The sequence below is a fragment of the Sphingomonas sp. 4RDLI-65 genome (assembly GCF_049472435.1).
Classification (GTDB): domain Bacteria; phylum Pseudomonadota; class Alphaproteobacteria; order Sphingomonadales; family Sphingomonadaceae; genus Sphingomonas.
On record NZ_JBCEBT010000002.1, the window covers coordinates 52,657 to 73,162 of the forward strand.

24 protein-coding genes are annotated in these 20,506 nt (G+C 66.5%); 14 read left to right on the forward strand and 10 right to left on the reverse strand.

What is annotated here, in order from left to right:
* Positions 1–131: 131 nt before the first annotated feature.
* Positions 132–431 carry a chorismate mutase gene (locus VH567_RS05125; protein ID WP_423323829.1) on the forward strand — a complete coding sequence of 100 codons (300 nt, stop codon included), beginning with the start codon at positions 132–134 and terminating at the stop codon, positions 429–431.
* Here VH567_RS05125 and VH567_RS05130 read toward each other — a convergent pair.
* The 5 genes from VH567_RS05130 to rpiB all read right to left on the reverse strand — a co-directional run bounded on the left by VH567_RS05130 (position 428) and on the right by rpiB (position 4,177).
* The gene (locus VH567_RS05130; protein ID WP_423323831.1) at positions 428–1,552 is read right to left on the reverse strand and encodes a TrmH family RNA methyltransferase; all 1,125 of its coding nucleotides are present in this window, start codon (positions 1,550–1,552) and stop codon (positions 428–430) included. The genes VH567_RS05125 and VH567_RS05130 overlap by 4 nt on opposite strands.
* 229 nt (positions 1,553–1,781) lie before the next feature.
* Positions 1,782–2,246 carry a transcriptional regulator NrdR gene (nrdR, locus tag VH567_RS05135; RefSeq protein WP_353469722.1) on the reverse strand — a complete coding sequence of 155 codons (465 nt, stop codon included), beginning with the start codon at positions 2,244–2,246 and terminating at the stop codon, positions 1,782–1,784.
* Positions 2,247–2,426, reverse strand: a complete 180-nt coding sequence (locus VH567_RS05140; RefSeq protein ID WP_423323834.1) for a hypothetical protein — start codon at positions 2,424–2,426, stop codon at positions 2,247–2,249.
* A gap of 3 nt (positions 2,427–2,429) precedes the next feature.
* Positions 2,430–3,740, reverse strand: a complete 1,311-nt coding sequence (locus tag VH567_RS05145) for a serine hydroxymethyltransferase (RefSeq protein WP_132734655.1) — start codon at positions 3,738–3,740, stop codon at positions 2,430–2,432.
* Positions 3,737–4,177, reverse strand: coding sequence for a ribose 5-phosphate isomerase B (gene rpiB / locus VH567_RS05150; protein ID WP_423323836.1), 441 nt, complete (start codon positions 4,175–4,177; stop codon positions 3,737–3,739). The genes VH567_RS05145 and rpiB overlap by 4 nt, the downstream gene beginning before the upstream one ends.
* Positions 4,178–4,410: 233 nt before the next feature.
* On the opposite strand from rpiB, the gene VH567_RS05155 reads away from it, so the two are divergent.
* From VH567_RS05155 to VH567_RS05175, 5 genes are read left to right on the forward strand one after another with little or no spacing between them, the layout of a single operon-like run.
* Positions 4,411–4,827 (forward strand): hypothetical protein, encoded by a 417-nt coding sequence (locus VH567_RS05155; RefSeq protein WP_423323838.1) that lies wholly within the window; start codon positions 4,411–4,413, stop codon positions 4,825–4,827.
* 16 nt (positions 4,828–4,843) lie between these two features.
* The gene (locus tag VH567_RS05160; RefSeq protein ID WP_423323840.1) at positions 4,844–5,407 is read left to right on the forward strand and encodes a sigma-70 family RNA polymerase sigma factor; all 564 of its coding nucleotides are present in this window, start codon (positions 4,844–4,846) and stop codon (positions 5,405–5,407) included.
* Positions 5,400–6,137, forward strand: coding sequence for an anti-sigma factor (locus VH567_RS05165; RefSeq protein WP_423323842.1), 738 nt, complete (start codon positions 5,400–5,402; stop codon positions 6,135–6,137). Before VH567_RS05160 ends, VH567_RS05165 begins: the two co-directional genes overlap by 8 nt.
* Positions 6,138–6,158: 21 nt before the next feature.
* Positions 6,159–6,623, forward strand: coding sequence for a DUF3429 domain-containing protein (locus VH567_RS05170; protein ID WP_423323844.1), 465 nt, complete (start codon positions 6,159–6,161; stop codon positions 6,621–6,623).
* A gap of 31 nt (positions 6,624–6,654) precedes the next feature.
* Positions 6,655–7,227 (forward strand): Uma2 family endonuclease, encoded by a 573-nt coding sequence (locus VH567_RS05175; protein WP_423323846.1) that lies wholly within the window; start codon positions 6,655–6,657, stop codon positions 7,225–7,227.
* A gap of 3 nt (positions 7,228–7,230) precedes the next feature.
* Here VH567_RS05175 and hemA read toward each other — a convergent pair whose 3' ends face one another.
* Both hemA and murI read right to left on the reverse strand, forming a co-directional pair.
* Positions 7,231–8,493, reverse strand: a complete 1,263-nt coding sequence (hemA, locus tag VH567_RS05180; protein WP_423324977.1) for a 5-aminolevulinate synthase — start codon at positions 8,491–8,493, stop codon at positions 7,231–7,233.
* A 136-nt stretch (positions 8,494–8,629) separates the two neighbouring features.
* Positions 8,630–9,418: a glutamate racemase gene (gene murI, locus VH567_RS05185; RefSeq protein ID WP_423323848.1), complete on the reverse strand. Its 789-nt coding sequence runs from the start codon at positions 9,416–9,418 to the stop codon at positions 8,630–8,632.
* Positions 9,419–9,705: 287 nt separating this feature from the next.
* Here murI and plsY point away from each other — a divergent pair, with 287 nt between their 5' ends.
* Positions 9,706–10,320, forward strand: a complete 615-nt coding sequence (gene plsY / locus VH567_RS05190; RefSeq protein ID WP_423323850.1) for a glycerol-3-phosphate 1-O-acyltransferase PlsY — start codon at positions 9,706–9,708, stop codon at positions 10,318–10,320.
* On the forward strand, positions 10,313–11,404 hold the full coding sequence (dprA, locus tag VH567_RS05195) for a DNA-processing protein DprA (RefSeq protein ID WP_423323852.1): 1,092 nt from the start codon (positions 10,313–10,315) through the stop codon (positions 11,402–11,404). Before plsY ends, dprA begins: the two co-directional genes overlap by 8 nt.
* A 27-nt stretch (positions 11,405–11,431) precedes the next feature.
* On the opposite strand, the gene VH567_RS05200 is transcribed toward dprA, so the two are convergent.
* Positions 11,432–11,698 carry a hypothetical protein gene (locus VH567_RS05200; RefSeq protein WP_423323854.1) on the reverse strand — a complete coding sequence of 89 codons (267 nt, stop codon included), beginning with the start codon at positions 11,696–11,698 and terminating at the stop codon, positions 11,432–11,434.
* A gap of 474 nt (positions 11,699–12,172) precedes the next feature.
* On the opposite strand from VH567_RS05200, the gene topA reads away from it, so the two are divergent.
* Positions 12,173–14,791, forward strand: coding sequence for a type I DNA topoisomerase (gene topA / locus VH567_RS05205; protein WP_423323856.1), 2,619 nt, complete (start codon positions 12,173–12,175; stop codon positions 14,789–14,791).
* A gap of 115 nt (positions 14,792–14,906) precedes the next feature.
* Here the strand turns inward: topA and VH567_RS05210 are convergent, their stop codons facing one another.
* Both VH567_RS05210 and panC read right to left on the reverse strand, forming a co-directional pair.
* The gene (locus VH567_RS05210) at positions 14,907–15,203 is read right to left on the reverse strand and encodes a hypothetical protein (RefSeq protein ID WP_423323858.1); all 297 of its coding nucleotides are present in this window, start codon (positions 15,201–15,203) and stop codon (positions 14,907–14,909) included.
* A 78-nt stretch (positions 15,204–15,281) separates the two neighbouring features.
* Entirely contained in the window at positions 15,282–16,133 is an 852-nt protein-coding gene (panC, locus tag VH567_RS05215; RefSeq protein WP_423323860.1) for a pantoate--beta-alanine ligase, read from the reverse strand.
* Between the two features lie 75 nt (positions 16,134–16,208).
* Between panC and VH567_RS05220 the strand changes: the two genes are divergently transcribed.
* From VH567_RS05220 to VH567_RS05240, 5 genes are all read left to right on the forward strand, one after another.
* Complete coding sequence (locus tag VH567_RS05220) at positions 16,209–17,051, forward strand: division plane positioning ATPase MipZ (RefSeq protein ID WP_423323862.1); 843 nt, start codon at positions 16,209–16,211, stop codon at positions 17,049–17,051.
* A complete protein-coding gene (locus VH567_RS05225; RefSeq protein WP_423323864.1) occupies positions 17,048–17,314 on the forward strand; it encodes a DnaJ domain-containing protein in 267 nt (88 codons plus the stop codon). Before VH567_RS05220 ends, VH567_RS05225 begins: the two co-directional genes overlap by 4 nt.
* 145 nt (positions 17,315–17,459) lie before the next feature.
* Positions 17,460–18,839: a phosphoglucomutase/phosphomannomutase PgmG gene (gene pgmG, locus VH567_RS05230; protein ID WP_423323866.1), complete on the forward strand. Its 1,380-nt coding sequence runs from the start codon at positions 17,460–17,462 to the stop codon at positions 18,837–18,839.
* A 363-nt stretch (positions 18,840–19,202) separates the two neighbouring features.
* Positions 19,203–19,652, forward strand: a complete 450-nt coding sequence (locus VH567_RS05235) for a PH domain-containing protein (RefSeq protein ID WP_423323868.1) — start codon at positions 19,203–19,205, stop codon at positions 19,650–19,652.
* 27 nt (positions 19,653–19,679) lie between these two features.
* On the forward strand, positions 19,680–20,459 hold the full coding sequence (locus tag VH567_RS05240; protein WP_423323870.1) for an exonuclease domain-containing protein: 780 nt from the start codon (positions 19,680–19,682) through the stop codon (positions 20,457–20,459).
* The last annotated feature ends 47 nt before the right edge of the window (positions 20,460–20,506 follow it).

Genomic DNA, 20,506 nt, shown 5'->3' on the forward strand with positions numbered 1-20,506 from the left:
GACAGGGCAGGGCCACCGCTTCACCGGGGTGCAGGGCCATTGCGAAGGCGGGCGCCTAGACGGAGGGGGCGCCAGAGTCAAGCTCGGCGGTCATGCTGGACAGGTAGCGGGAGGCTCGGCAAGAGGCGCGCATGACCATCCTATCCGGCCCCGATTGCACCACCATGACCGAGGTCCGCGCAGGCGTCGACGCGCTCGACCGCGACCTGATCGCGCTGCTCGCCAAGCGCTTCGCCTACATGGACGCCGCCGCGCGCATTAAGCCGGAACGCGGGCACGTCCGCGACGAGGGTCGGAAGACGCAGGTGATCGACAATGCGCGGGCCGAGGCAGTGAGGCTTGGGGTGCCGGAGGCCGTGGTCGCGGATCTGTGGGAACGCCTGGTCGAAGCCTCGATCGCCTACGAACTCGCCGCCTTCGACCGGCGCTAGGCTCGCGGCTTCTTCCCCCCCAACGACGACAGCACCCCGCGAAGAGTCCGGATCTCCTGGCTCGACCAGCCCGGCTTGGTCAGCAGCGTGCGGAGAGTCCGCCGCGTCGATTGCATCTTGTCGGGCAGGTGGAAGAACCCCGCCCCCATCAGCATCGCATCGAGCTGCCCGATCATCCCGTCGAGCTCTTCCTGCGGCGCAGGCGGCATGATCGGGTTGATCGACGGCTGCGACAGCTCGCGCTCGGCGGTGAGGCCCTTCGACCATTCGTAGGCGACCAGGATCACCGCCTGGGCAAGGTTGAGCGAGCCGAACTCCGGATTGATCGGCACGGTAATGATCGTCCGCGCGACCGCGACGTCGTCGGTTTCGAGGCCGGAGCGCTCGGGTCCGAACAGGATCGCGGAGCGGCCGGGCGCGGCGTGGATCTCGGTCGCGGCCTGTTCGGGGGTCACGACCGGCTTGGTGACGCCGCGCTTGCGCACCGTGGTGGCGAACACCTGCGCGCAGTCGGCGGTCGCCGCGGCGACGCTGTCGTAGACCTTCGCGTTTTGGAGGACGATGTCGGCGCCGCTCGCCGCAGGACCGGCGGAGGGGTTGGGCCAGCCGTCGCGGGGGGACACGAGACGCATTTCGGTGAGCCCGAAGTTAAGCATGGCGCGCGCGGCCTTGCCGATGTTCTCGCCGAGTTGGGGGCGGACCAGGACGATGACGGGGGGTGGGGTCGAGGCGCCGACCGCCGCGTCCTGGCCCATACCAGCCTGTTCGCCTCCCCCATCCCGTTCGTCCCGAGTAGAGGTCGAGCTTGTCGAGGCCTCGTATCGAGGGACAGGTTCCGAACCCTCAGGCTTCCTAGCTGCTGCCGACACCGCCGCCCAATCGTCGCGGAACAGCGCTTCCTTCTTCTTCCTCGACCAGTCCTTCACCTGGAATTCGGCCGCCAGAGCTTCCTGCCGCGAAGGGAATTCCTGGCTCCACATCAGTGTCACCGGACGCCGCGTCTGCGTATACCCCGCGATCTCGCCGAGATTGTGCTGGCCGATCCTTCGTTCCAGATCGTCCGTGTGTCCGGTGTAATAACTGTCGTCGGCGCAGCGCACCACATAGGCCCAGAATGTCATGGGTGGGGCTTATCCCTCGATACGCCGTCTCGACAAGCTCGACGTCTACTCGGGACGAACGGAAGTGAGGGGTGACCGGCGCGATGACGTAGCTGGGTGTGGTTGCGGACTCGTCGATTGGGGGACGGGCCTCACCCCAATCTACTGCCCTCAAACTGTTCGCCTACTCCGTTCGTCCCGAGTAGCGATCGAGCGAAGTCGAGAGCGCGTATCGAAGGACAGGCCCGGATCACCCCTCGCGCCCAACCTCCTCCACACTCCCGGCAAAAGCCTCGAAGTCCTTCGCCTCGCTAAAATCCCGATACACACTCGCAAACCGGATATACGCGACCGAATCGAGCCCCTTGAGCCCGTCCATCACCATCTCGCCGATCCGCTTCGACGTGACGTCATTCTCGCCCAGCGTCTCCAGCCGCCGCTGGATCCCGCTCACCAGCTTCTCGATCCGCCCAGCCTCGATAGCCCGCTTCCTGGTCGCAATCGACAGCGACCGCAGCAGTTTCTCGCGATCGAACGGCTCCCGCCGCCCCTCGCTCTTCAAGACGAACAGCTCGCGCAACTGGATCCGCTCGAACGTCGTGAAACGCGCGGCGCAGCCTTCGCATTGGCGCCGGCGTCGGATCGCCGCCCCGTCTTCGGTGGGGCGGCTGTCCTTTACCTGGCTGTCTTCATGTCCGCAGAAGGGGCAGCGCATTCAGATCTTCTTCTTGCCCTTGTAATAGGCGTAGCCCGCGCCCGCGAGTGCGCCGAAGATCGGGCCGATCACCGGCACGGGAATCGCCACGACCGCGCCGAGTGCGCTCCACTTGGCCATGCTCTTGCCGAGGCCGGGGGTCGCCTTGATGTCGTTCTGGATGTCATCGATCTTCGACATGTCTTATCCTTGATAGATCGGGAAGCGCGCGCACAGTGCACGAACACGCGTCCGAACGTCCGCCTCGACTTCCGGGTCCCCATGCTCGCCCTTTTTCGCGAGGCCGTCCAGCACGTCGGCGACCATGTTGCCGATCTCGCGGAACTCCGCCGGGCCGAAGCCACGCGTCGTCCCCGCTGGCGAGCCGACGCGGATGCCGCTGGTCTTGACCGGCGGCAGCGGATCGTTGGGGATGCCGTTCTTGTTGCAGGTGATCCCCGCCCGCTCCAGCGCCTCGTCCGCATCGCGGCCGGTGATGCCCAGCGGGGTAAGGTCGATCAGCGCGAGATGCGTGTCGGTGCCGCCCGAGACGACGTCCGAGCCGCGCTCCTTGAGCGTTGCCGCCAGCACCTTGGCGTTCTCGACGACCGCGGCAATGTAGCTCTTGAAGTCAGGCTGGAGCGCCTCGCCGAACGCGACCGCCTTCGCCGCGATCACGTGCATCAGCGGCCCGCCCTGAAGGCCCGGAAACACCGCCGAGTTGAACTTCTTCGCCAGCGCCTCGTCATTGGTCATGATCATGCCGCCGCGCGGACCCCGCAGCGTCTTGTGCGTGGTGGTCGTGACGACATGCGCGTGACCGAACGGCGTCGGGTGCAGGCCCGCCGCGACGATCCCAGCGAAATGCGCCATGTCGACCATGAAATACGCGCCGACCTTGTCCGCGATCGCCCGGAAGCGCGCGAAGTCGATCGTGCGCGGATAGGCCGAACCGCCCGCGATGATCAACTTGGGCTGATGCTCGACCGCCAGCGCCTCGACCTGGTCGTAGTCGATCAGGTGCGTGGTCGCATCGACGCCGTACTGGATCGCGTTGAACCACTTGCCCGACATCGCCGGCTTCGCGCCATGCGTCAGGTGACCGCCCGCATCGAGGCTCATGCCGAGGATCGTGTCGCCGGGCTTGACCAGCGCCAGCATCACCGCGCCGTTCGCCTGCGCGCCCGAATGCGGCTGCACGTTGACGAACCCGCAGCCGAAGATCTGCTTGGCGCGCTCGATCGCGAGCGTCTCGACCGTGTCCGACGGCGCGCAGCCCTGGTAGTAGCGCTTGCCCGGATACCCTTCCGCGTACTTGTTCGTAAACACCGAGCCCTGCGCCTCGAGCACCGCCTTCGAGACGATATTCTCGGACGCGATCAACTCGATCTGCGTCTGCTCGCGTTCCAGTTCGGCGGCGACGCCCGCAAACACGGCGGCGTCAGCATCGGCCAGACCGCGCGTGAAAAAGCCGTCAGGCTGGACGTCGTGGAGTTCGCGGGGCTGAGTGCTCATGCGGGGACCTTTGTGGAAAGTTTGTCGACACGGAGTTGATGACGGCCGCCGGCGAAATCGGCGGTGAGAAATGCTTCGACGCACGCCTTGGCCATTTCCTCGCCGATCAGGCGGGCGCCCATCGCGATGGCGTTGGCGTCGTTGTGGATGCGCGCGAGGCTCGCCGACAACGGTTCGGAGACGAGTGCGCAGCGGCAGGCGGGGTTACGGTTGGCGGCGATCGATATGCCGATCCCCGAGCCGCACAGTGCTATACCGCGGTCGGCGCTACCGTCGGCGATCGCTGCGGCAAGCTTGAACCCATAGTCAGGATAATCGACGCTGGCGGTGCCTTCAGGGCCAAGGTCGAGCACATCATGCCCCATCTCCCGCAGCCAGGCGGCGAGCACCGCTTTCAACGAAACGGCGGCGTGATCGGACGCGATGGCGATGCGCACCTGGCGTAATCCTGTGACGGGGGATCGAGTGCCCAGCCCCTTACCCACCCGAGCCGGAATTTGCCACACCTGTTCGCGGCGGCTGCGTCGTCCTGACGAAAGTCAGGAGCCAGGGTGATCCAAGGGTAACATAGCGCATCACCCGTAGCTCTGGGTCCTGACTTTCGTCAGGATGACGCGCTAAGAGGGAAGACCGAGATCTGCACTGAACGCAGACCGTGAAGGAGACATCCATGAAAGCCCTCACCCTGCTTGCCGCCGTCGCGCTGACCGCCTGCTCGGGCCCCGCCCCCGACACCAGCAGCGACGGCAACATGACGTCGGCAGGGTCGGTCGAGCGCAAGGCGACCGCACCGGCACCGCGCGACTATGCCGGCCGCTGGATCGGGGTGGAGGGCATGGTCCTCGACATCGCCCACGCCGGCGCGCCCGGTCACTACGATCTGACGATGCAATGGGACCTCGACAACAAGGGCAAGTTCGACGGCACCGCCACGGGCGACACTATACTCTTCGATCGCAACGGCATCCGCGAAACCCTGCGCCCGACCAACGGCGACGCGACCGGGCTGAAATATCTCTCCGGCAAAACCGACTGCCTCACCGTAAAGCCCGGCGAAGGCTATTGCCGCGAGCGACTTAGCCGCTAGGTTCCGGATCGTGACCATGGCCTTTTCAAATGCGGACGCGGCGCGCGCGCATCTCTCCGAGGTGCTCCTGCGCACCGGGCAAGAGGACCGCGACGCGTTTCGCGAACTCTATTCGCTGACCAGCGCGAAGCTTTTCGGCATCACCCACCGTATCTGCGGCAACGCCCAAGCCGCGGAGGATGTGCTGCACGAGGTCTATCTCACGATCTGGAAACGCGCCGGTGCCTGGGAACCCGGCCGCGCGAGCCCGATAACCTGGTTGGCGACGATCGCGCGCAACCGCGCCATCGATTGGCAGCGCGCGCAGGGCGTACGACGCACCAGCCCGCTCGACGACGCGCCCGACATCGCCGATCCCGGCGAGGGTGCCGAAGCGGCGTTACTCGCCAGCGAATCGTCGCGCGAACTGATCGAGTGCCTCGACGGCCTCGAACCGCAGCAGCGCGACGCGATCCGCACCGCGTTCTTCGACGGCGTCACCTACGCCGAACTGGCAGTGAAGCGCGCCGTGCCGCTGGGCACGATGAAGAGTTGGGTCCGCCGCGGCCTCGCACGCCTTAAGGAATGCCTCGGTGGTTGATCCGACCACAGATACCGGCGTCCCCGAGGATGTGGCGGCCGCCGAACTCGCGCTCGGCCTGCTCGAAGGCGAAGAGCGCGGTGTAGCACTGCGCCGCGTTCTCGCCGAACCCGGTTTCGCCGCGCAGGTCGAATGGTGGCGGTCGCGCCTGGCCGTTTTGTTCGACCTGTGGCCCGAGCGCGCCGCGCCGTCTCACATCGCCGCACGGATCGAAGCCAGCCTCGACGGCGTGTCGATCGGCACCACGACGATCGGCACGACGGGGCCCGCCAAGGTCAGCCGCTTCCCGTGGCCAGCGCTTGCTGCCTTCACGAGTGCGATCGCGGCGTGCCTGCTCCTGTTCGTCATGCTCCGCCCCGAGCCGACCGTGCCCGTGTCGCAACCGACCCCGGTTCCGCGCCCGACGAGCGTGCTTGTGGCGATGCTCGGCGATGCGAAGTCGCCGGTCGCCGCGGTCTATGATCCCGCCAACGGCGCGCTCCGCGTCGCGGCAGGTCCCGGCGTACCGAACGCGCGGGTCGCGGAACTCTGGGTGATCGGCGGCGACGGCGTACCGCACTCGCTCGGCCTGCTGTCGGGACGTCCGACCGTGCTGGCACCAAAGGGCGTCGACCGCGGTCGCATCGCTCCCGGCGCAACGCTCGCGATCTCGGTCGAACCGCTCGGCGGCTCGCCAACCGGCCTGCCGACCGGCCCGGTCGTCGCCACCGGCGTGGTCGCCCGCGTCTGATGCCCGTGTGATGCCCCTTTGATGGCCGTGCGACCCGCCGCCAGCGGCGGCATCCCGCCGATCGCGCGCCTGCTCGGCCTGAGCGGCCTACTGCCACAGCTCGGGGCAGTGGCGCTGATCCTGAGCGGCGATCCGCAAAGCCGCTATTCCGCGCTGGCGATCGCCTACGCCTATGCCGCGATCATCCTGAGCTTCCTCGGCGGCCTCTGGTGGGGCCTCGCCGCACGCACCGACTCGCCGCCGCGCTGGCTCTGGTTCGCAAGCGTCGCCCCCTCGCTGATCGCGCTGGTCACCGCCTGGCCCTGGATGGTCGGCCTACGCTGGCCCGGCCCGTCGCTGGTGGTGCTCGGTATCAGCCTGATCGGTGCATTGCTCGTCGACCGCGCGCTCGTCCGTGTTGGCATCGCTCCGCCCGGCTGGATGGCACTGCGCATACCTTTGTCACTTGGCCTGGGCGTCCTGACGTTACTGGCGGCTATACTGTGACGCGCGTGCGCGGAAATGCTATACCGATGCCATGAGCGTCGCCGAGCACATCACCCAGCTGGCTTCCGGGCCTGCGCGATTCACTACCGCCGAGTTCATGGAACTCGTCCGTCATCCGCCGATAGCCGACTGGCTGGGCAAGGTCGAACTGGTCAACGGGGAGATTATGCGGATGTCACCGGCAAACGTACCGCACTGGAACGCGCAGCGCATCGCGTTCCTGCGATTGCAATCCGCCTTCGCCGCGCTCGGCACCGAATGGATTGTCGGGCAGGAGCCGACCGTCCGCCTGACCGCCGACACGCTGCGCGAACCGGACGTCGCGGTGCTTCGCGATCCCGATCTGCGCGCGACCTTGTTCGACCGCGTTGCGCTGTTCCTCGCGGTCGAGATCGCCGATACGAGCCTCGCGCTCGATCTCGGCGCCAAGCGGAGCGACTATGCCGAGGCGTTCGTGCCGCATTATTGGGTCGTCGATATCAACGCGCGCCGGACGCACGTGATGGCCAAGCCCCGCTCTGGTGATTACGAGGACAAACGGCTGATCCCGTTCGGCCAGCCTATCGCGATCCCCGAGTTGAACATCGACATCGTCGTCGACTGAACCTCAAGCCGCCTTGCGCAAGTCCAGCCGGCTCCAGATCTCCACCAGCGCATCGGTCAGTTCGCGCATCATCGCCTCGGTATGCGCGGGGCCCGGCGTGAACCGCAGCCGCTCAGTGCCGCGCGGCACGGTCGGGTAATTGATCGGCTGAACATAAACGCCGTATTCGGCGAGCAGCACGTCGCTGATCTTCTTCGCCTTGACCGGATCGCCGACCATCAGCGGCACAATATGCGTATCGCCGATCATCACCGGCAGCCCGGCGTCCTTCAGCATCGCCTTCAGCATCGCCGCGGAAGCCTGCTGCCCCTCGCGCTCGACGCTCGACGCCTTCAGATGCCGAACGCTCGCGAGAACGCCCGCGACCAGCACCGGCGACAGCGAGGTCGTGAAGATGAACCCCGGCGCATAGGAGCGGATGACGTCGACGATCGTGCGATCGGCGGCGATATAGCCCCCCATCACGCCGAACGCCTTGCCCAGCGTCCCCTCGAGAATCGTGATCCGGTGCGCGACTTCGTCCCGCTCCGAAATCCCGCCGCCGCGCGCGCCGTACATCCCGACAGCATGGACTTCGTCGCAATAGGTCAGCGCGTTGTACCGGTCGGCGAGGTCACATACTGCGGAGATCGGCGCGATGTCGCCCTCCATCGAATACACGCTCTCGAACGCGATCAGCTTCGGCACGGCGGGGTCCTCCGCGGCCAGCAACTCTTCGAGATGCGCGAGATCGTTGTGGCGGAACACGCGCTTCTCGCACCCCGAGTTGCGAATCCCCGCGATCATCGACGCGTGGTTCAGCTCATCGGAAAAGATGATGCAGCCCGGCAGTACCTTCGCCAAGGTCGCCAGCGTAGCCTCGTTCGAGACATACCCGCTCGTAAACAGCAAAGCCGCTTCCTTGCCGTGCAGGTCGGCGAGTTCGCCCTCCAGATCGACATGGTAATGCGTATTGCCGCCGATGTTGCGCGTGCCGCCCGAGCCCGCGCCGACGTCGTGCAACGCCTCTTCCATCGCCGCGATCACCTTCGGGTGCTGGCCCATCGCGAGGTAATCGTTCGAGCACCACACCGTGATCGGCTTCGGCCCGTTATGCCCGGCGAAACAGCGCGCGTTGGGGAATGCGCCCTTGTTGCGAAGGATGTCGATGAACACGCGGTAGCGGCCCTCGGCATGCAACCGGTCGATCGCCTGCGTGAACACGCGCGAATAATCGACTCGCGGACCCAAGGTGGAATCCGTTGCCGTGATGCCGTTGGTAATCATAGGCTTGGGCACTACGCCTCGCTTTCACTCGTTTCCAGCGCAATACCGCTCTTACGGTGATCGCTTTCCTCATCCGGGGTGCACATTGCCACGATGCGCCCACGACGCAAGGTGCCATAGTGTCCCAGGTTAACGCCTAAAGCTGCTCGATCCTGCCAAACCCGCGCGCCGCTAACGCCGGTCCGAGCGCGCGTTCGTCGTCGCCCAACCGCGTGAACACAGCAACACCCTCGCCCGCGCCCGACCATGATTCGCCCTGCATCAGGTGAACGATCCGCCGCGCGATCCCGGGACCGCCGTCGACGAACCGCACGCCGGGCGCCGCCCTGGCCAGCTCCGCCTCGACCAAGGGGAAATGCGTGCAGGCGTTGACGATCACGTCGATTCGCTCCCCGCCGGCTTGCGAGAACAACCCGTCCAACACCGCCGCATAGCGCTCCGGCGCCACCACTCGCCCGTGCAATTTCGCCTCCGCCATTTCGACCAAAGCCGCCGATCCGTAGCGCAGCACCGTGCAATCGCCCGCGAACCTCGCTGCGAGATCATCGACATAGGCTTGCCGCACAGTCGCCTCGGTCCCCAGCACACCGATCGTCCGCGTCTTCGACAGCAGCGCGGCGGGCTTGATCGCCGGCACCGTCCCGACCACCGGCAAATCGAGCGCCGCGCGCACCACCGGCAACGCGATCGTCGACGCGGTATTGCACGCGATCACGATCAACCGCGGCCGATACCGCTCCGCCAACCGCCCCAGCAGCACCGGCACCCGCGCCGCAATCTCCGCCTCGCTCTTGGTCCCGTACGGAAACCCGGCCGAGTCGGCGGCATAGACGAATGGCGCATCCGGAAGCGCAGCGCGCGCCGGTCCGACGATCGACAGCCCACCGACACCGGAATCGAAGAACAGGATAGGGCGCGTGTCCATGTGGTCCGCCTTAGCCATACCAACGCCCTCGACAAGCATGTGTTGCTGGATCGAAGCCTTCGAAGCTTCCAATGCACACATCCGATCGTCATCCCGCGGAGGCGGGGACCCATAGTGGCAAAGCCAACGGCATAATCGCCCACGTTGGAGAAAATGGATCCCCGCCTGCGCGGGGATGACGGCGCGGGGATGGCAAGGAACGGGAGATCACGACAGAACGCCCCAACTCACGCCATTTGCCGTCCGCCCCACGTGGCCTATAAGTGCCGCCAGAACGGGGGACATACTTGCAGACGGAAATTCTCTGGGTCGCGCCCACGCTATCGCTCGTGCTGAGCTATCTGCTCGGCTCGATCCCGTTCGGCGTCATCCTGACTCGGCTGGGCGGTGCAGGCGATCTGCGCACGATCGGCTCGGGCAACATCGGCGCCACCAACGTCCTGCGCACCGGGCGGAAGGGCCTCGCCGCCGCCACGCTGCTGCTCGACATGGCCAAGGGCGCGGTCGCCGTGCTGCTGGTCGCGCACCTGTTCCCGGGCAACGCTCTCCTCGCCGCCGCCGGTGCGTTCATCGGCCATTGCTACCCCGTCTGGCTCAAATTCAAGGGCGGCAAGGGCGTCGCCACGCTGATGGGAATCGTCGTCGCACTCCACTGGCCGCTCGGGCTGGTCTACGCGATCGTCTGGCTGGGCCTGCTCGCGGGCCTGCGAATCTCCTCGGTCGCCGGCATGGCCGCCGCGCTTAGCGCGCCGTTTGCCGCAGCACTGTTCGGCCGTTTCGACCTCGTCCTGCTACTCCTCGCGCTCGCGCTGATCGTCCTGTGGAAGCACCGCGAGAACGTCGAGCGCCTGTTCTCGGGCACCGAACCGCGGATCGGTTCCAGCCGGAAAACGAGTGGCTGACCCGACGGTCTCAAGACTTCGGCTCATCCGCACGACCGGGATCGGACCGGTCACCTATCGCCAGCTCATCGCCCGCTTCGGCAGCGCCGACGCCGCCATCGACGCGCTCCCGATGCTCGCCCAACGTGGCGGCGGACGCAGCCCCAGGATCGCCGACGCAGCGCTCGCAGAACGCGAAATCGCCGCTACCGCAAAGCTCGGCGCGCGCTACCTCTTCCTCGACGACCCCGACTACCCCCGCCTCCTCGCCGAAATCGAGACCGCCCCGCCGGCCCTCATCTTCCGCGGTGACCTCACCCACGCCACCCGCCCCTGCATAGCCATGGTAGGCGCGCGCAACGCGTCCGCCGCCGCCTGCCGCTTCGCAAGACAATTGGCACTGCAACTCGCCGAAGAAGGCACGACGATCGTCTCCGGCCTAGCCCGCGGGATCGACACCGCCGCGCACATCGGCGCTCTCGGCGCAGGCTCCAGCGGCGCCACGATCGGCGTCATCGCCAGCGGCATCGACATCGCCTACCCGCCCGACAACACCGCGCTGCAGGAGCGCATCGCCACCGAAGGCGTCCTCCTCGCCGAACAGCCCCCCGGCACCGAGCCCAAGGCGCGCAACTTCCCCTCGCGCAACCGCATCATCGCCGGCCTCGCGATCGGCACCGTGGTCGTCGAGGCCGTCCCCAAATCCGGCTCGCTGATCACCGCGCGTCTCGCCAACGAATCCGGCCGCGAAGTCATGGCCGTCCCCGGCAGCCCGCTCGATCCCCGCGCGCAAGGCTGCAACCTGCTGATCCGCGAAGGCGCAACCCTGGTGCAGTCCGCCGCCGACATCCTCGAGCAGATCCGCCCGTTCGACCCCCGCTCGGTCCGCTCCCCGATCGAGGCCTACGCTGCCACGCCCCCGGAGGACGCCACCGACGCCGACCGCCGCCGGATCCTGGACCTGCTCGGCCCCGTCCCCGTCGCGATCGACGAACTCATCCGCCAGTCGCGCCTGAGCCCGGCGGTCGTGCACACGGTATTGCTCGAACTCGAACTCGGCGGCCGGCTGGAGCGCCACGCCGGCGGCCGAGCGAGCCTGGTCTAGTCCGGCGGGAATCCTCTTACCCCCGGATCATCCCGCAAGGTCCTGCTTGGCGCCGATCGCAGTGCCACAAGCCTGACGCTCGTCCGTCTGCGTATTCGCCGCGCCCCAATTCGCCGCCCACTCCTTGGCATCATGCGTCTTCGCGATCGCCGCCAGCAACATATCCAGTTCGCTCTGATGCAAGGCTATCAACGCAAGGACATGCGGCTCCGCAGCCGACTGGCGGAGAATGACGATCTTCTTCGCGAGGAACGAACACTTCCATTTCGCGACGGCAAGGTCATGCCGGGTCACGCGCGATGATCCCGAGCTGATACGATGCTCTCACCCCCGCCCCCCGGCAGCAAAGCGTCATGATCCCGCTGCACCGCAAGCCCCTGACGGAAACACATGTCGCGTTTCGGAAGCCATGGTGCCGGACGGAAATCATGCGGATGAGCCGGGGCATCGGTCGCTGGACTGGATATTCGGGCGACCGCAATTGTAACGATCTCCGCGCCTGTTTCGATCGAAGACGATGGTCGGGGAAGTTTTGCTGTCATCATGCCGACATCGATAGGGCGCACCCAACCTGTTCATAATCCGGGAAATACCCCGCCCTTCACGCCCGCCCTGTGCACAATTCCCCCGGGAAAGCCCGCCCCCTCTGGAAAACCCGGGCCGATGGTCGCATCTCGCGTCGGTCGAACTTGAACCCTCTCCGGGTTGACGGCACCGCCCCGACGCCGTCACCCTCGTACGCGTACACGTAAGGACCCCGGTTTCCCCATGCAGCTTGTCATCGTCGAATCGCCTGCCAAGGCCAAAACCATCGAGAAGTATCTGGGCAGCGATTACCGCGTCCTGGCCAGCTACGGCCACGTCCGCGATCTGCCGCCCAAGGACGGCTCGGTCGATCCCGACGATGCCTTCGCGATGACGTGGGAGAATTACGCGGACAAGTCGAAGCAGCTGAAGGCGATCACCGATCTCGCCAAGCTCGCCGACCGCCTGATCCTCGCGACCGATCCGGATCGCGAGGGCGAGGCGATCTCGTGGCACGTCCGCGAAGTGCTGCGCGCACGGAAGGCACTCCCCAAGGAGGTCGAGCGCGTCACCTTCAACGCGATCACCAAGGCCACCGTCACCGAGGCGATGAAGAACCCGCGCGAGTTGGACGACGACCTGATCGATGCCTATCGCGCCCGCCGTGCGCTCGATTATCTCGTCGGCTTCACGCTCTCGCCGGTGCTGTGGCGCAAGCTGCCCGGCGCCAAGTCCGCCGGTCGCGTCCAATCGGTGTCGCTCCGCCTGATCGTCCAGCGCGAGCGCGAGATCGACGTCTTCAAGCCGCAGGAATATTGGTCCGTCACCGCCGATATGGAGCATGACGGCACCGCCTTCACGTCGCGCCTGACGCAGTTCGAAGGCAACAAGCTCGACCGCCTCTCGATCGGCAACGAGGGCGATGCCCTGCGCGCCAAGCAGGCGGTGCTCGACGGCAATTTCTCGGTCCAGTCGGTCGAGACCAAGCCCGCCGGTCGCAACCCGCCGCCGCCGTTCACGACGTCGACGCTCCAGCAGGAAGCCTCGCGGAAACTCGGTTTCTCCGCCGATCACACGATGCGGATCGCGCAGGGCCTCTATGAGGACGGTGCGATCACCTACATGCGCACCGACGGCGTGCAGATGGATAGCAGCGCGATTTCGGCCGCGCGTCTGGCCGTCGCGAACCGCTTCGACGCGAGCTATGTCCCCGACAAGCCCCGCCAATATCAGTCGAAGGCGAAGAACGCGCAGGAAGCACACGAAGCGATCCGCCCGACCGACTTCGGCAAGGACAAGGCCGGGGGTGGCGACCACGCGCGCCTCTACGACCTGATCTTCAAGCGCGCGCTCGCCAGCCAGATGGCGTCCGCCCGCATGGAGCGCACCACGGTCGAGATGGCCGACGGCACCGGCCGCAATATTTTGCGCGCAACCGGCCAGGTCGTGCTCTTCCCCGGCTACCTCGCTTTGTACGAGGAAGGGTCGGATGACTCGGCCGACGAGGACGCCCGCCGCCTGCCGCGAATGCGCGAAGGCGATGCGCCCGCCAAGAAGAAGGTCGACGCCGAGCAGCATTTCACCCAGCCGCCGCCACGCTTCTCCGAAGCCTCGCTGGTCAAGCGCATGGAGGAGCTCGGCATCGGCCGCCCGTCCACCTACGCCTCGATCATCAAGACGCTGAAGGACCGCGCCTATGTCCGGATCGAGAAGAACCGGTTCTTCGCCGAGGAATCCGGCCGGCTGGTGACGGCGTTCCTCGAACGCTTCTTCGAGAAATATGTCGGCTACGACTACACCGCGGAGCTGGAGGAGGAACTCGACGACGTCTCGGGCGGTCGCGCGCAATGGCAGTCGGTGCTCGACGCGTTCTGGCGCGATTTCAAGCCGCGCACCAACGAGGTGATGGAGCAGCAACCCTCCGCCATCACCGCCGAACTCGACACCTTCCTCGCGCCGTATCTGTTCCCCGCCAAGGCTGACGGCGGCGATCCCCGCCTCTGCCCGAACTGCGGCGAGGGCCAGCTCGCGTTGCGCGGTGGCAAGTTCGGCGCGTTCATCGCCTGCTCGAACTATCCCGAGTGCAAATACACGCGCCGCTTCGCGCAGCCCGGTGGCGACGCCGAGGCGGATACCGGCCCGTCGACGCTCGGCACGCATCCCGACACGGGCCAGCCGATCGAGCGCAAATCGGGACGCTTCGGGCCGTATCTGCAGATCGGCGAGGGCGAAGATCGCAAGATGGCGTCGATCCCGAAGGATATCGGCGAGTTGAACCTCGAATGGGCGGTCAAGCTGCTGTCGCTCCCGCGGACGGTCGGCAACCACCCCGAGACCGGCGAACCGATCATCTCGACGATCGGCAAGTTCGGTCCGTATCTGAAGCATGCGGGGAAATATGCGCGGCTCCAGACCACGGCGGACGTGTTCGAGACGGGCATGAATGCGGCGGTCGTGAAGCTCGCCGAAGCGGCGGCTGGCGGCGGTCGCACCGCACGTGGGGCTCAGGCGCCGCTCAAGGTGCTCGGCAATCACCCGCGCACCGAGGCGGAGATCAAGCTGATGGAGGGGCGTTACGGTCCTTACGTCACCGACGGCACGACCAACGCGACGCTGCCCAAGTCGATCGAGAAGGATCAGCTGACGCTCGAAGAAGCGGCGTCCTTGATCGACGCCCGCGCGGCGGCGGCTCCGGCAACGAAGAAAAAGAAAGCCCCTGCCAAGAAGCCGGCGGCAAAGAAGGCGCCGGCCAAGACGCCAGTGGCCAAGGACGCGACCGAGGCGAAGGCTCCAGCCAAGAAGGCCCCGGCCAAAAAGGCCCCCGCCCAGAAAGCCGCGCCAAAGAAGAAAGCGGAAGCCTAATTCCCCTCCCGCTTGCGGGAGGGGCTAGGGGAGGGACCGAAATACCCCACGAACGCGACGTTTGTGGTGATCCCCTCCCCCAACCCCTCCCGCAAGCGGAAAGGGAGTTTTCAGCTCAAGCAGCCCGGCGTTGCGTCAGCTGCATCCAGTCCCGCGCAGCGCGCTGCGCCACAGAAATCTCCCGCGCGGTCATGTCCTCGGCGATCTCCGCGCGGCATTCCTGCGCGGCGATGTTCCCCGACACCGCCGCCAGGTTGAACCACTTATGCGCCTCGATCAGGTCGAGCACGACGCCCGACGTCCCCGTCGAATACACCATCCCCAGATCGTAACACGCCCGGTCGTCGCCGCGTGCGGCATCCGCCAGACGGCGTTCGATCGTAAAATTAGCGTTCTTGAGATTGCTGCCCATGGTCTTGCCCCCAATGTTCGTGAGGACAGACTGCGGCGATTCCGACTACGAAATGGTTAATGGGTTAACGCTCGTTTTTTACAACTCGCCCGGGCTGTCTATCGCGATGTTATCGATCAACCGCGTCGCGCCCATCCGCGCCGCCGCCAGCAACCGCCGCGGGCGATCCGCCGCCGGGTTCTCCGCCAGCGTCTCGGCATCCGCCAACGCGACATAATCGATCGTGAACCCCGCCCCGACCAACGTCGTCCGCGCGTCATCCAGCACCGACTCCACATCCTCGCCCTTCGCGATCGCCCGCGCCGCAACACCCAGAGCGCGCGGCAAGGCGATAGCCTGCTTGCGCTGCTCGTCGTCGAGATAGATGTTGCGCGACGACATCGCCAAGCCGTCGTCGTCACGCTGCGTCGGTACCCCGACGATATCGATCGCGAAGTCGAGATCGGCGACGAACCGCCGGATCACCGCCAGCTGCTGGTAATCCTTCTCACCGAAATACGCCGCGTCGGGCCCGACCTGGTTGAACAGCTTCGACACGACCGTCGCGACGCCGTCGAAATGACCCGGCCGCGAGGCACCGTCGAACCCGTCGCTCACCCCCGAGACGCGCACCATGCTCGCGAACCCATCGGGATACATCGTCTCGACCGACGGCAGCCAGAGCAGGTCGCACCCGGCCTCGTTGAGCATGCGGATATCGGCCATCTCGCGCCGCGGATAGCGCGACAGATCCTCGTTCGGGCCGAACTGCGTCGGGTTCACGAAGATCGACGCGACCACCTTCGTCCCCGGCCGCTTCGCCGCCTCGATCAGCGCGACATGGCCGGCATGGAGCGCGCCCATCGTCGGGACGAGCGCAACGCGCTGCCCCGCCGCACGAAAGGCGGCGACGCTCGCGCGCAACGCATTCAGGTCCCGGACGGTGTCCACGTGAAACTCCTACTCGATAAGTGCGGTCGCGGCTTCTATGAAGGGTGACAGTCTCGATCAATAAGGAAACGCGCGTTGGCCACGGGCCCCGAACAGACCCCCGCATCGCCACACGTTGCCCCGTCGGTATCGACGCACGTCATCGTGTTCGCCAACGAGAAGGGCGGCACCGGCAAGTCGACGACCGCGGTGCACGTCGCGATCGCGCTCGCCGCCAAGGGTGCGCGCGTCGCGTGTCTCGATCTCGACCACCGCCAGCGCACCGTCGGCCGCTATCTCGACAACCGCGCCGAGACGATGAAGCGCAACGGCTCGGTCCTGCCGATGCCGCGCCACGCGACGCTGTCGGAGCAGAGCGAAGACCAGTTCGAGGACCTGTGGCACTCGCTGTGCGAAGGCTCGGACTTCCTCGTCGTCGACACGCCCGGCCGCGACGATCCGTTCGCGCGCACCGCAGCGGCGCTGGCCAACACCTTGGTCACGCCGATGAACGACAGCTTTGTCGACTTCGACCTGATCGGCCAGGTCGACCCCGAGACGTATCAGGTGACCCGACCGAGCTTCTATTCCGAACTGATCTGGGACGCACGGAAACAGCGCGCACGCGCCGACGGCACCACGATCGACTGGGTCGTCCTGCGCAACCGCCTCCAGCACATCGAGGCGCGCAACATGCGCCGCGTGTCGGATGCACTCGCGCAACTGGCCAAGCGCGTCGGCTTCCGGATCATCCCGGGGCTCGGCGAGCGCGTGATCTACCGCGAAATGTTCCCCGCCGGCCTGACGATGATCGACGCCAAGGCGTTCGGCAGCATGGGGCTCGCGCACGTCGCCGCGCGTCAGGAACTGCGCGAGATGATGGCCGCGTTGCAACTGCCGGACGTGGTCGCCGAACGCGCACCGGACGTGGCTGCGTGAAGTGGATCGTCGCCGCGCTGTTTATCTGGGCGGCGTGGCATTACCTGCGCCCGAAGCCGAAACCCAAATCTGAACGGCGTGTGGTGACGGATGAAGCGGAAGCGCGCTCGATCCTCGGCATCGACAGCACCGCAAACGCCGACGCGATCCGCAGCGCCCACCGCCGCCTGATCGCCTCCGTCCACCCCGACCGCGGCGGCTCCACCGACCTGACCCGCCGCGTAAACGCCGCGCGCGACCTGTTGCTGAAGCGCGCGCGCTAGCCCCCCGTCATGCCGGGCTCGTTCCGGCATCCACCGTTCCGCACACTCGATAGTCGTGAGTTCGCGGCACCGTGGCCCCCGGAACAAGTCCGGGGTGACGGTGGTAGGGCGCTATTCCCGCACCACTACGACTAGCGAGAGGCCCATGACCCACCAGTTCGACCCGACCTCGCTCCGTGAATACGACATCCGCGGGATCGTCGGCAAAGCGCTCGGCCCCGCCGACGCCACCGCGATCGGCCGCGGCTTCGCCACCCGCATCCGCGCGGCTGGCGGCCACCGCGTGGTCGTAGGGTATGACGGCCGCAACTCCTCCCCCGAACTCGAAGCAGCGCTTGTCGCCGGCCTCGCAGCCGGCGGCGTCGACGTCGTCCGGATCGGCCTCAGTACCTCGCCAATGCTCTATTACGCCGAGGCCACGCTAGAAGTGGATGGCGGCATCCAGATAACCGGCAGCCACAATCCCCCCGAGTATAACGGCTTCAAGATGGTGCACGCCCACGCGCCATTTTTCGGCGACGACATCCAGGGCCTCGCCACGCTCGCCGCGTCTGGTGCCTGGAGCGAAGGCGCGGGCGAAGTCACGACCGCGGACGTTCTCGACGCCTATGTCGCCCGCCTGATGGCGGGTTATGCCGGCGGCGCATACCGGATCGGCTGGGACACCGGCAACGGCGCCGCCGGCCCAGTGATCGAGAAGCTCGTCCAACTGCTGCCGGGTGAGCATCATGTGATCTTCGCCGAAGTCGACGGCAATTTCCCCAACCATCATCCCGATCCCACCGAAGAATCGAACCTCGCCGATCTGAAACGTCTGGTCGCGGAGAAGAAGCTCGATTTCGGACTGGCCTTCGACGGCGACGGCGACCGGATCGGTGCGGTCGACGGGCTGGGAAGGGTGATATGGGGCGACCAGATTCTCTCCATATTGGTCGAACCTGCGCTGCGCGAGCACCCCGGCGCGCCCATCGTCGCCGACGTGAAGTCGAGCCAAGCGCTGTTCGACCGAATCATCGAGCTGGGCGGCGAACCGGTGATGGCCCCCACTGGCCACAGCCTGATGAAGACAGCAATGACCCGCACCGGTGCGCCCTTGGGAGGCGAACTCAGCGGCCACCTGTTCTTCGCCGGCGAATATTACGGCTTCGACGACGCGCAATACGCGGCGGTGCGGCTGATCCGCGCAGTACATCTGTCGGGCCGCTCGCTGACGGAATTGCACGACGCGATGCCGGCGCTGGTGGCAACGCCGGACCTGCGCTTTCCGGTCGAGGACACGCGGAAATTCGCGGTGGTCGACGAGGTGATCGCGCGGTTGAAGTCGGAGGGCGCGGAGATGAACCTCACCGATGGTGCGCGGGTAACGACCACGGGAGGCTGGTGGCTCCTCCGCGCTTCGAACACGCAGGCGATGCTGACGGTACGCGCGGAGGCGAAGGATCAGGCGGCGCTCGATACGCTGCTCGCGGAGGTCGACGCGCAACTCGCAGCGAGTGGCGTGACCCGCACAACGTCGGCTCAATAGAATACCACCCCGGCGAAGGCCGGGGCCCAATTGGAAAGGTGGATATAACGGGGAGCTACCCATCGTTAGCAACGTCACCCAATTGGGCCCCGGCCTCCGCCGGGGTGGTGCAGGTTGAAAGGTTGCCCGCAGAATGGAGCACCAACCTAGTGGCTGCGCCACCCCGTCATTCCCGCGGAGGCGGGAACCCAGACTGGCTAGCCTCGCAAGAGAATCGCAACCGTCCGGAGCATATGGATCCCCGCCTTCGCGGGGATGACGACACGGCAGGGAATGGCGCCCGTTTAAGGGCGACAGCCACACATGATTGACACGCCATCGCCCCAGCCTACCGTCCCGCCACCACCCCAAGGAGTCCCCCAAATGGAGCGCCCAGTCGACGAATTCCGCTCCAGCACGCGCCGCTGGCTCCTCGGCAGCTTCGCCGGTTGGGGCACCCTCCTCACCTGCCTGATCGGCGTCGGCTTCGTCCTCATCGGCATCCGCTGGCTGAAAAACCGTAGCGCCTCCTACGAGATCACCGACCAGCGCCTGATCATCAGACGCGGCATACTGTTCAAGACGATCGACGAGATCGAGCTCTATCGGATCAAGGACGTCCGCCTCGGCTATTCGCTGCTCAACCAGATGACCGACATCGGCACGATCACGCTCACCTCCACTGAACGCACGACCGCGGGCGGCGAGTTCATCCTCCGCGACATCCCGATGGCGCGCGACCGCCGCGAGGGCCTGCGCAAACTCGTCGATCGCGCCCGCCAACGTCGCGGTGTCCGCGAACTCGACGTGGACGACGTATACGCGCTGGATTAAGCGCGCTTTTGTCCCCACATGGCGGGCATGGCGCCCCCCTACCCCAAGCCCAAACCCCAGCCGCAGATGATCCGGGTCGTCGACCTGGAGACCACCGGCTCGGCCCCGCCCGCACACGGCGTCTGCGAAATTGGCTGGCAGGACGTCGCGCTCGGCGAAGACGGCCGCTGGGAAATCTACGGCGAAGGCGGCAGCCTGCTGGTCAATCCCGGCCGGCTGATCCCGCCGATCACGCAGGCGATCCACCACATCCTTGACGAGCATGTCGCCGACGCGCCGTATTGGCACGACTGCGCCCGCCAGGTGCTAGACCCCTGGCCGCGCCGGCTGGCGCTCGCGGCACACCGCGCCGATTTCGAGCAGAAATTCTGCACGCCCGCGCTCACCCGCGATGCCGAATGGATCTGCACCTGGAAATGCGCGCTCCGGCTCTGGCCCGACAGCCCGAGCTTCTCGAACCAGGTGCTGCGCTACTGGCGCAAACCCCACGGCATGGAGCACGAGCGCGGCCTGCCCGCACACCGCGCGTTCCCCGACGCCTACGTCACCGCGTTCCACCTCCGCGACATGCTCAACGAGGCGAGCCTTGCGCAACTGCTCGAATGGTCGCGTGATCCCGGCCTCATCCCGCGCGTGCGCTACGGCCCCGACCGCGGCAAGGAATGGTCCGAGCTCGATCACGAGACCTTGATGGCGTTCATGACCGACCGCGACCCCGACATCCGCTTCACCGCCAACCACGAGATGGACCGCCGCAGCGGCGGCGGCCGCGTCGGCAAGGCCAGCGCGCAGGACCTGTTGCTGTAAAACTTGATCCCCCCCGATTGCTCTGCGGCAAGGCAGTATCGCTGGTG

Excerpts from the sequence above, each read along its gene's own strand:
- VH567_RS05160 (WP_423323840.1), top strand. The coding sequence starts at position 4,844 with ATGGCCTTTTCAAATGCGGACGCGGCGCGCGCGCATCTCTCCGAGGTG.
- VH567_RS05145 (WP_132734655.1), bottom strand. The coding sequence starts at position 3,740 with ATGAGCACTCAGCCCCGCGAACTCCACGACGTCCAGCCTGACGGCTTT.
- VH567_RS05130 (WP_423323831.1), bottom strand. The coding sequence starts at position 1,552 with ATGACATTCTGGGCCTATGTGGTGCGCTGCGCCGACGACAGTTATTAC.
- VH567_RS05210 (WP_423323858.1), bottom strand. The coding sequence starts at position 15,203 with ATGGGCAGCAATCTCAAGAACGCTAATTTTACGATCGAACGCCGTCTG.
- pgmG (WP_423323866.1), top strand. The coding sequence starts at position 17,460 with ATGACCCACCAGTTCGACCCGACCTCGCTCCGTGAATACGACATCCGC.
- VH567_RS05175 (WP_423323846.1), top strand. The coding sequence starts at position 6,655 with ATGAGCGTCGCCGAGCACATCACCCAGCTGGCTTCCGGGCCTGCGCGA.
- topA (WP_423323856.1), top strand. The coding sequence starts at position 12,173 with ATGCAGCTTGTCATCGTCGAATCGCCTGCCAAGGCCAAAACCATCGAG.
- hemA (WP_423324977.1), bottom strand. The coding sequence starts at position 8,493 with ATGATTACCAACGGCATCACGGCAACGGATTCCACCTTGGGTCCGCGA.
- murI (WP_423323848.1), bottom strand. The coding sequence starts at position 9,418 with ATGGACACGCGCCCTATCCTGTTCTTCGATTCCGGTGTCGGTGGGCTG.
- VH567_RS05125 (WP_423323829.1), top strand. The coding sequence starts at position 132 with ATGACCATCCTATCCGGCCCCGATTGCACCACCATGACCGAGGTCCGC.
- VH567_RS05170 (WP_423323844.1), top strand. The coding sequence starts at position 6,159 with ATGGCCGTGCGACCCGCCGCCAGCGGCGGCATCCCGCCGATCGCGCGC.
- nrdR (WP_353469722.1), bottom strand. The coding sequence starts at position 2,246 with ATGCGCTGCCCCTTCTGCGGACATGAAGACAGCCAGGTAAAGGACAGC.
- VH567_RS05235 (WP_423323868.1), top strand. The coding sequence starts at position 19,203 with ATGGAGCGCCCAGTCGACGAATTCCGCTCCAGCACGCGCCGCTGGCTC.
- VH567_RS05155 (WP_423323838.1), top strand. The coding sequence starts at position 4,411 with ATGAAAGCCCTCACCCTGCTTGCCGCCGTCGCGCTGACCGCCTGCTCG.
- VH567_RS05140 (WP_423323834.1), bottom strand. The coding sequence starts at position 2,426 with ATGTCGAAGATCGATGACATCCAGAACGACATCAAGGCGACCCCCGGC.
- VH567_RS05240 (WP_423323870.1), top strand. The coding sequence starts at position 19,680 with ATGGCGCCCCCCTACCCCAAGCCCAAACCCCAGCCGCAGATGATCCGG.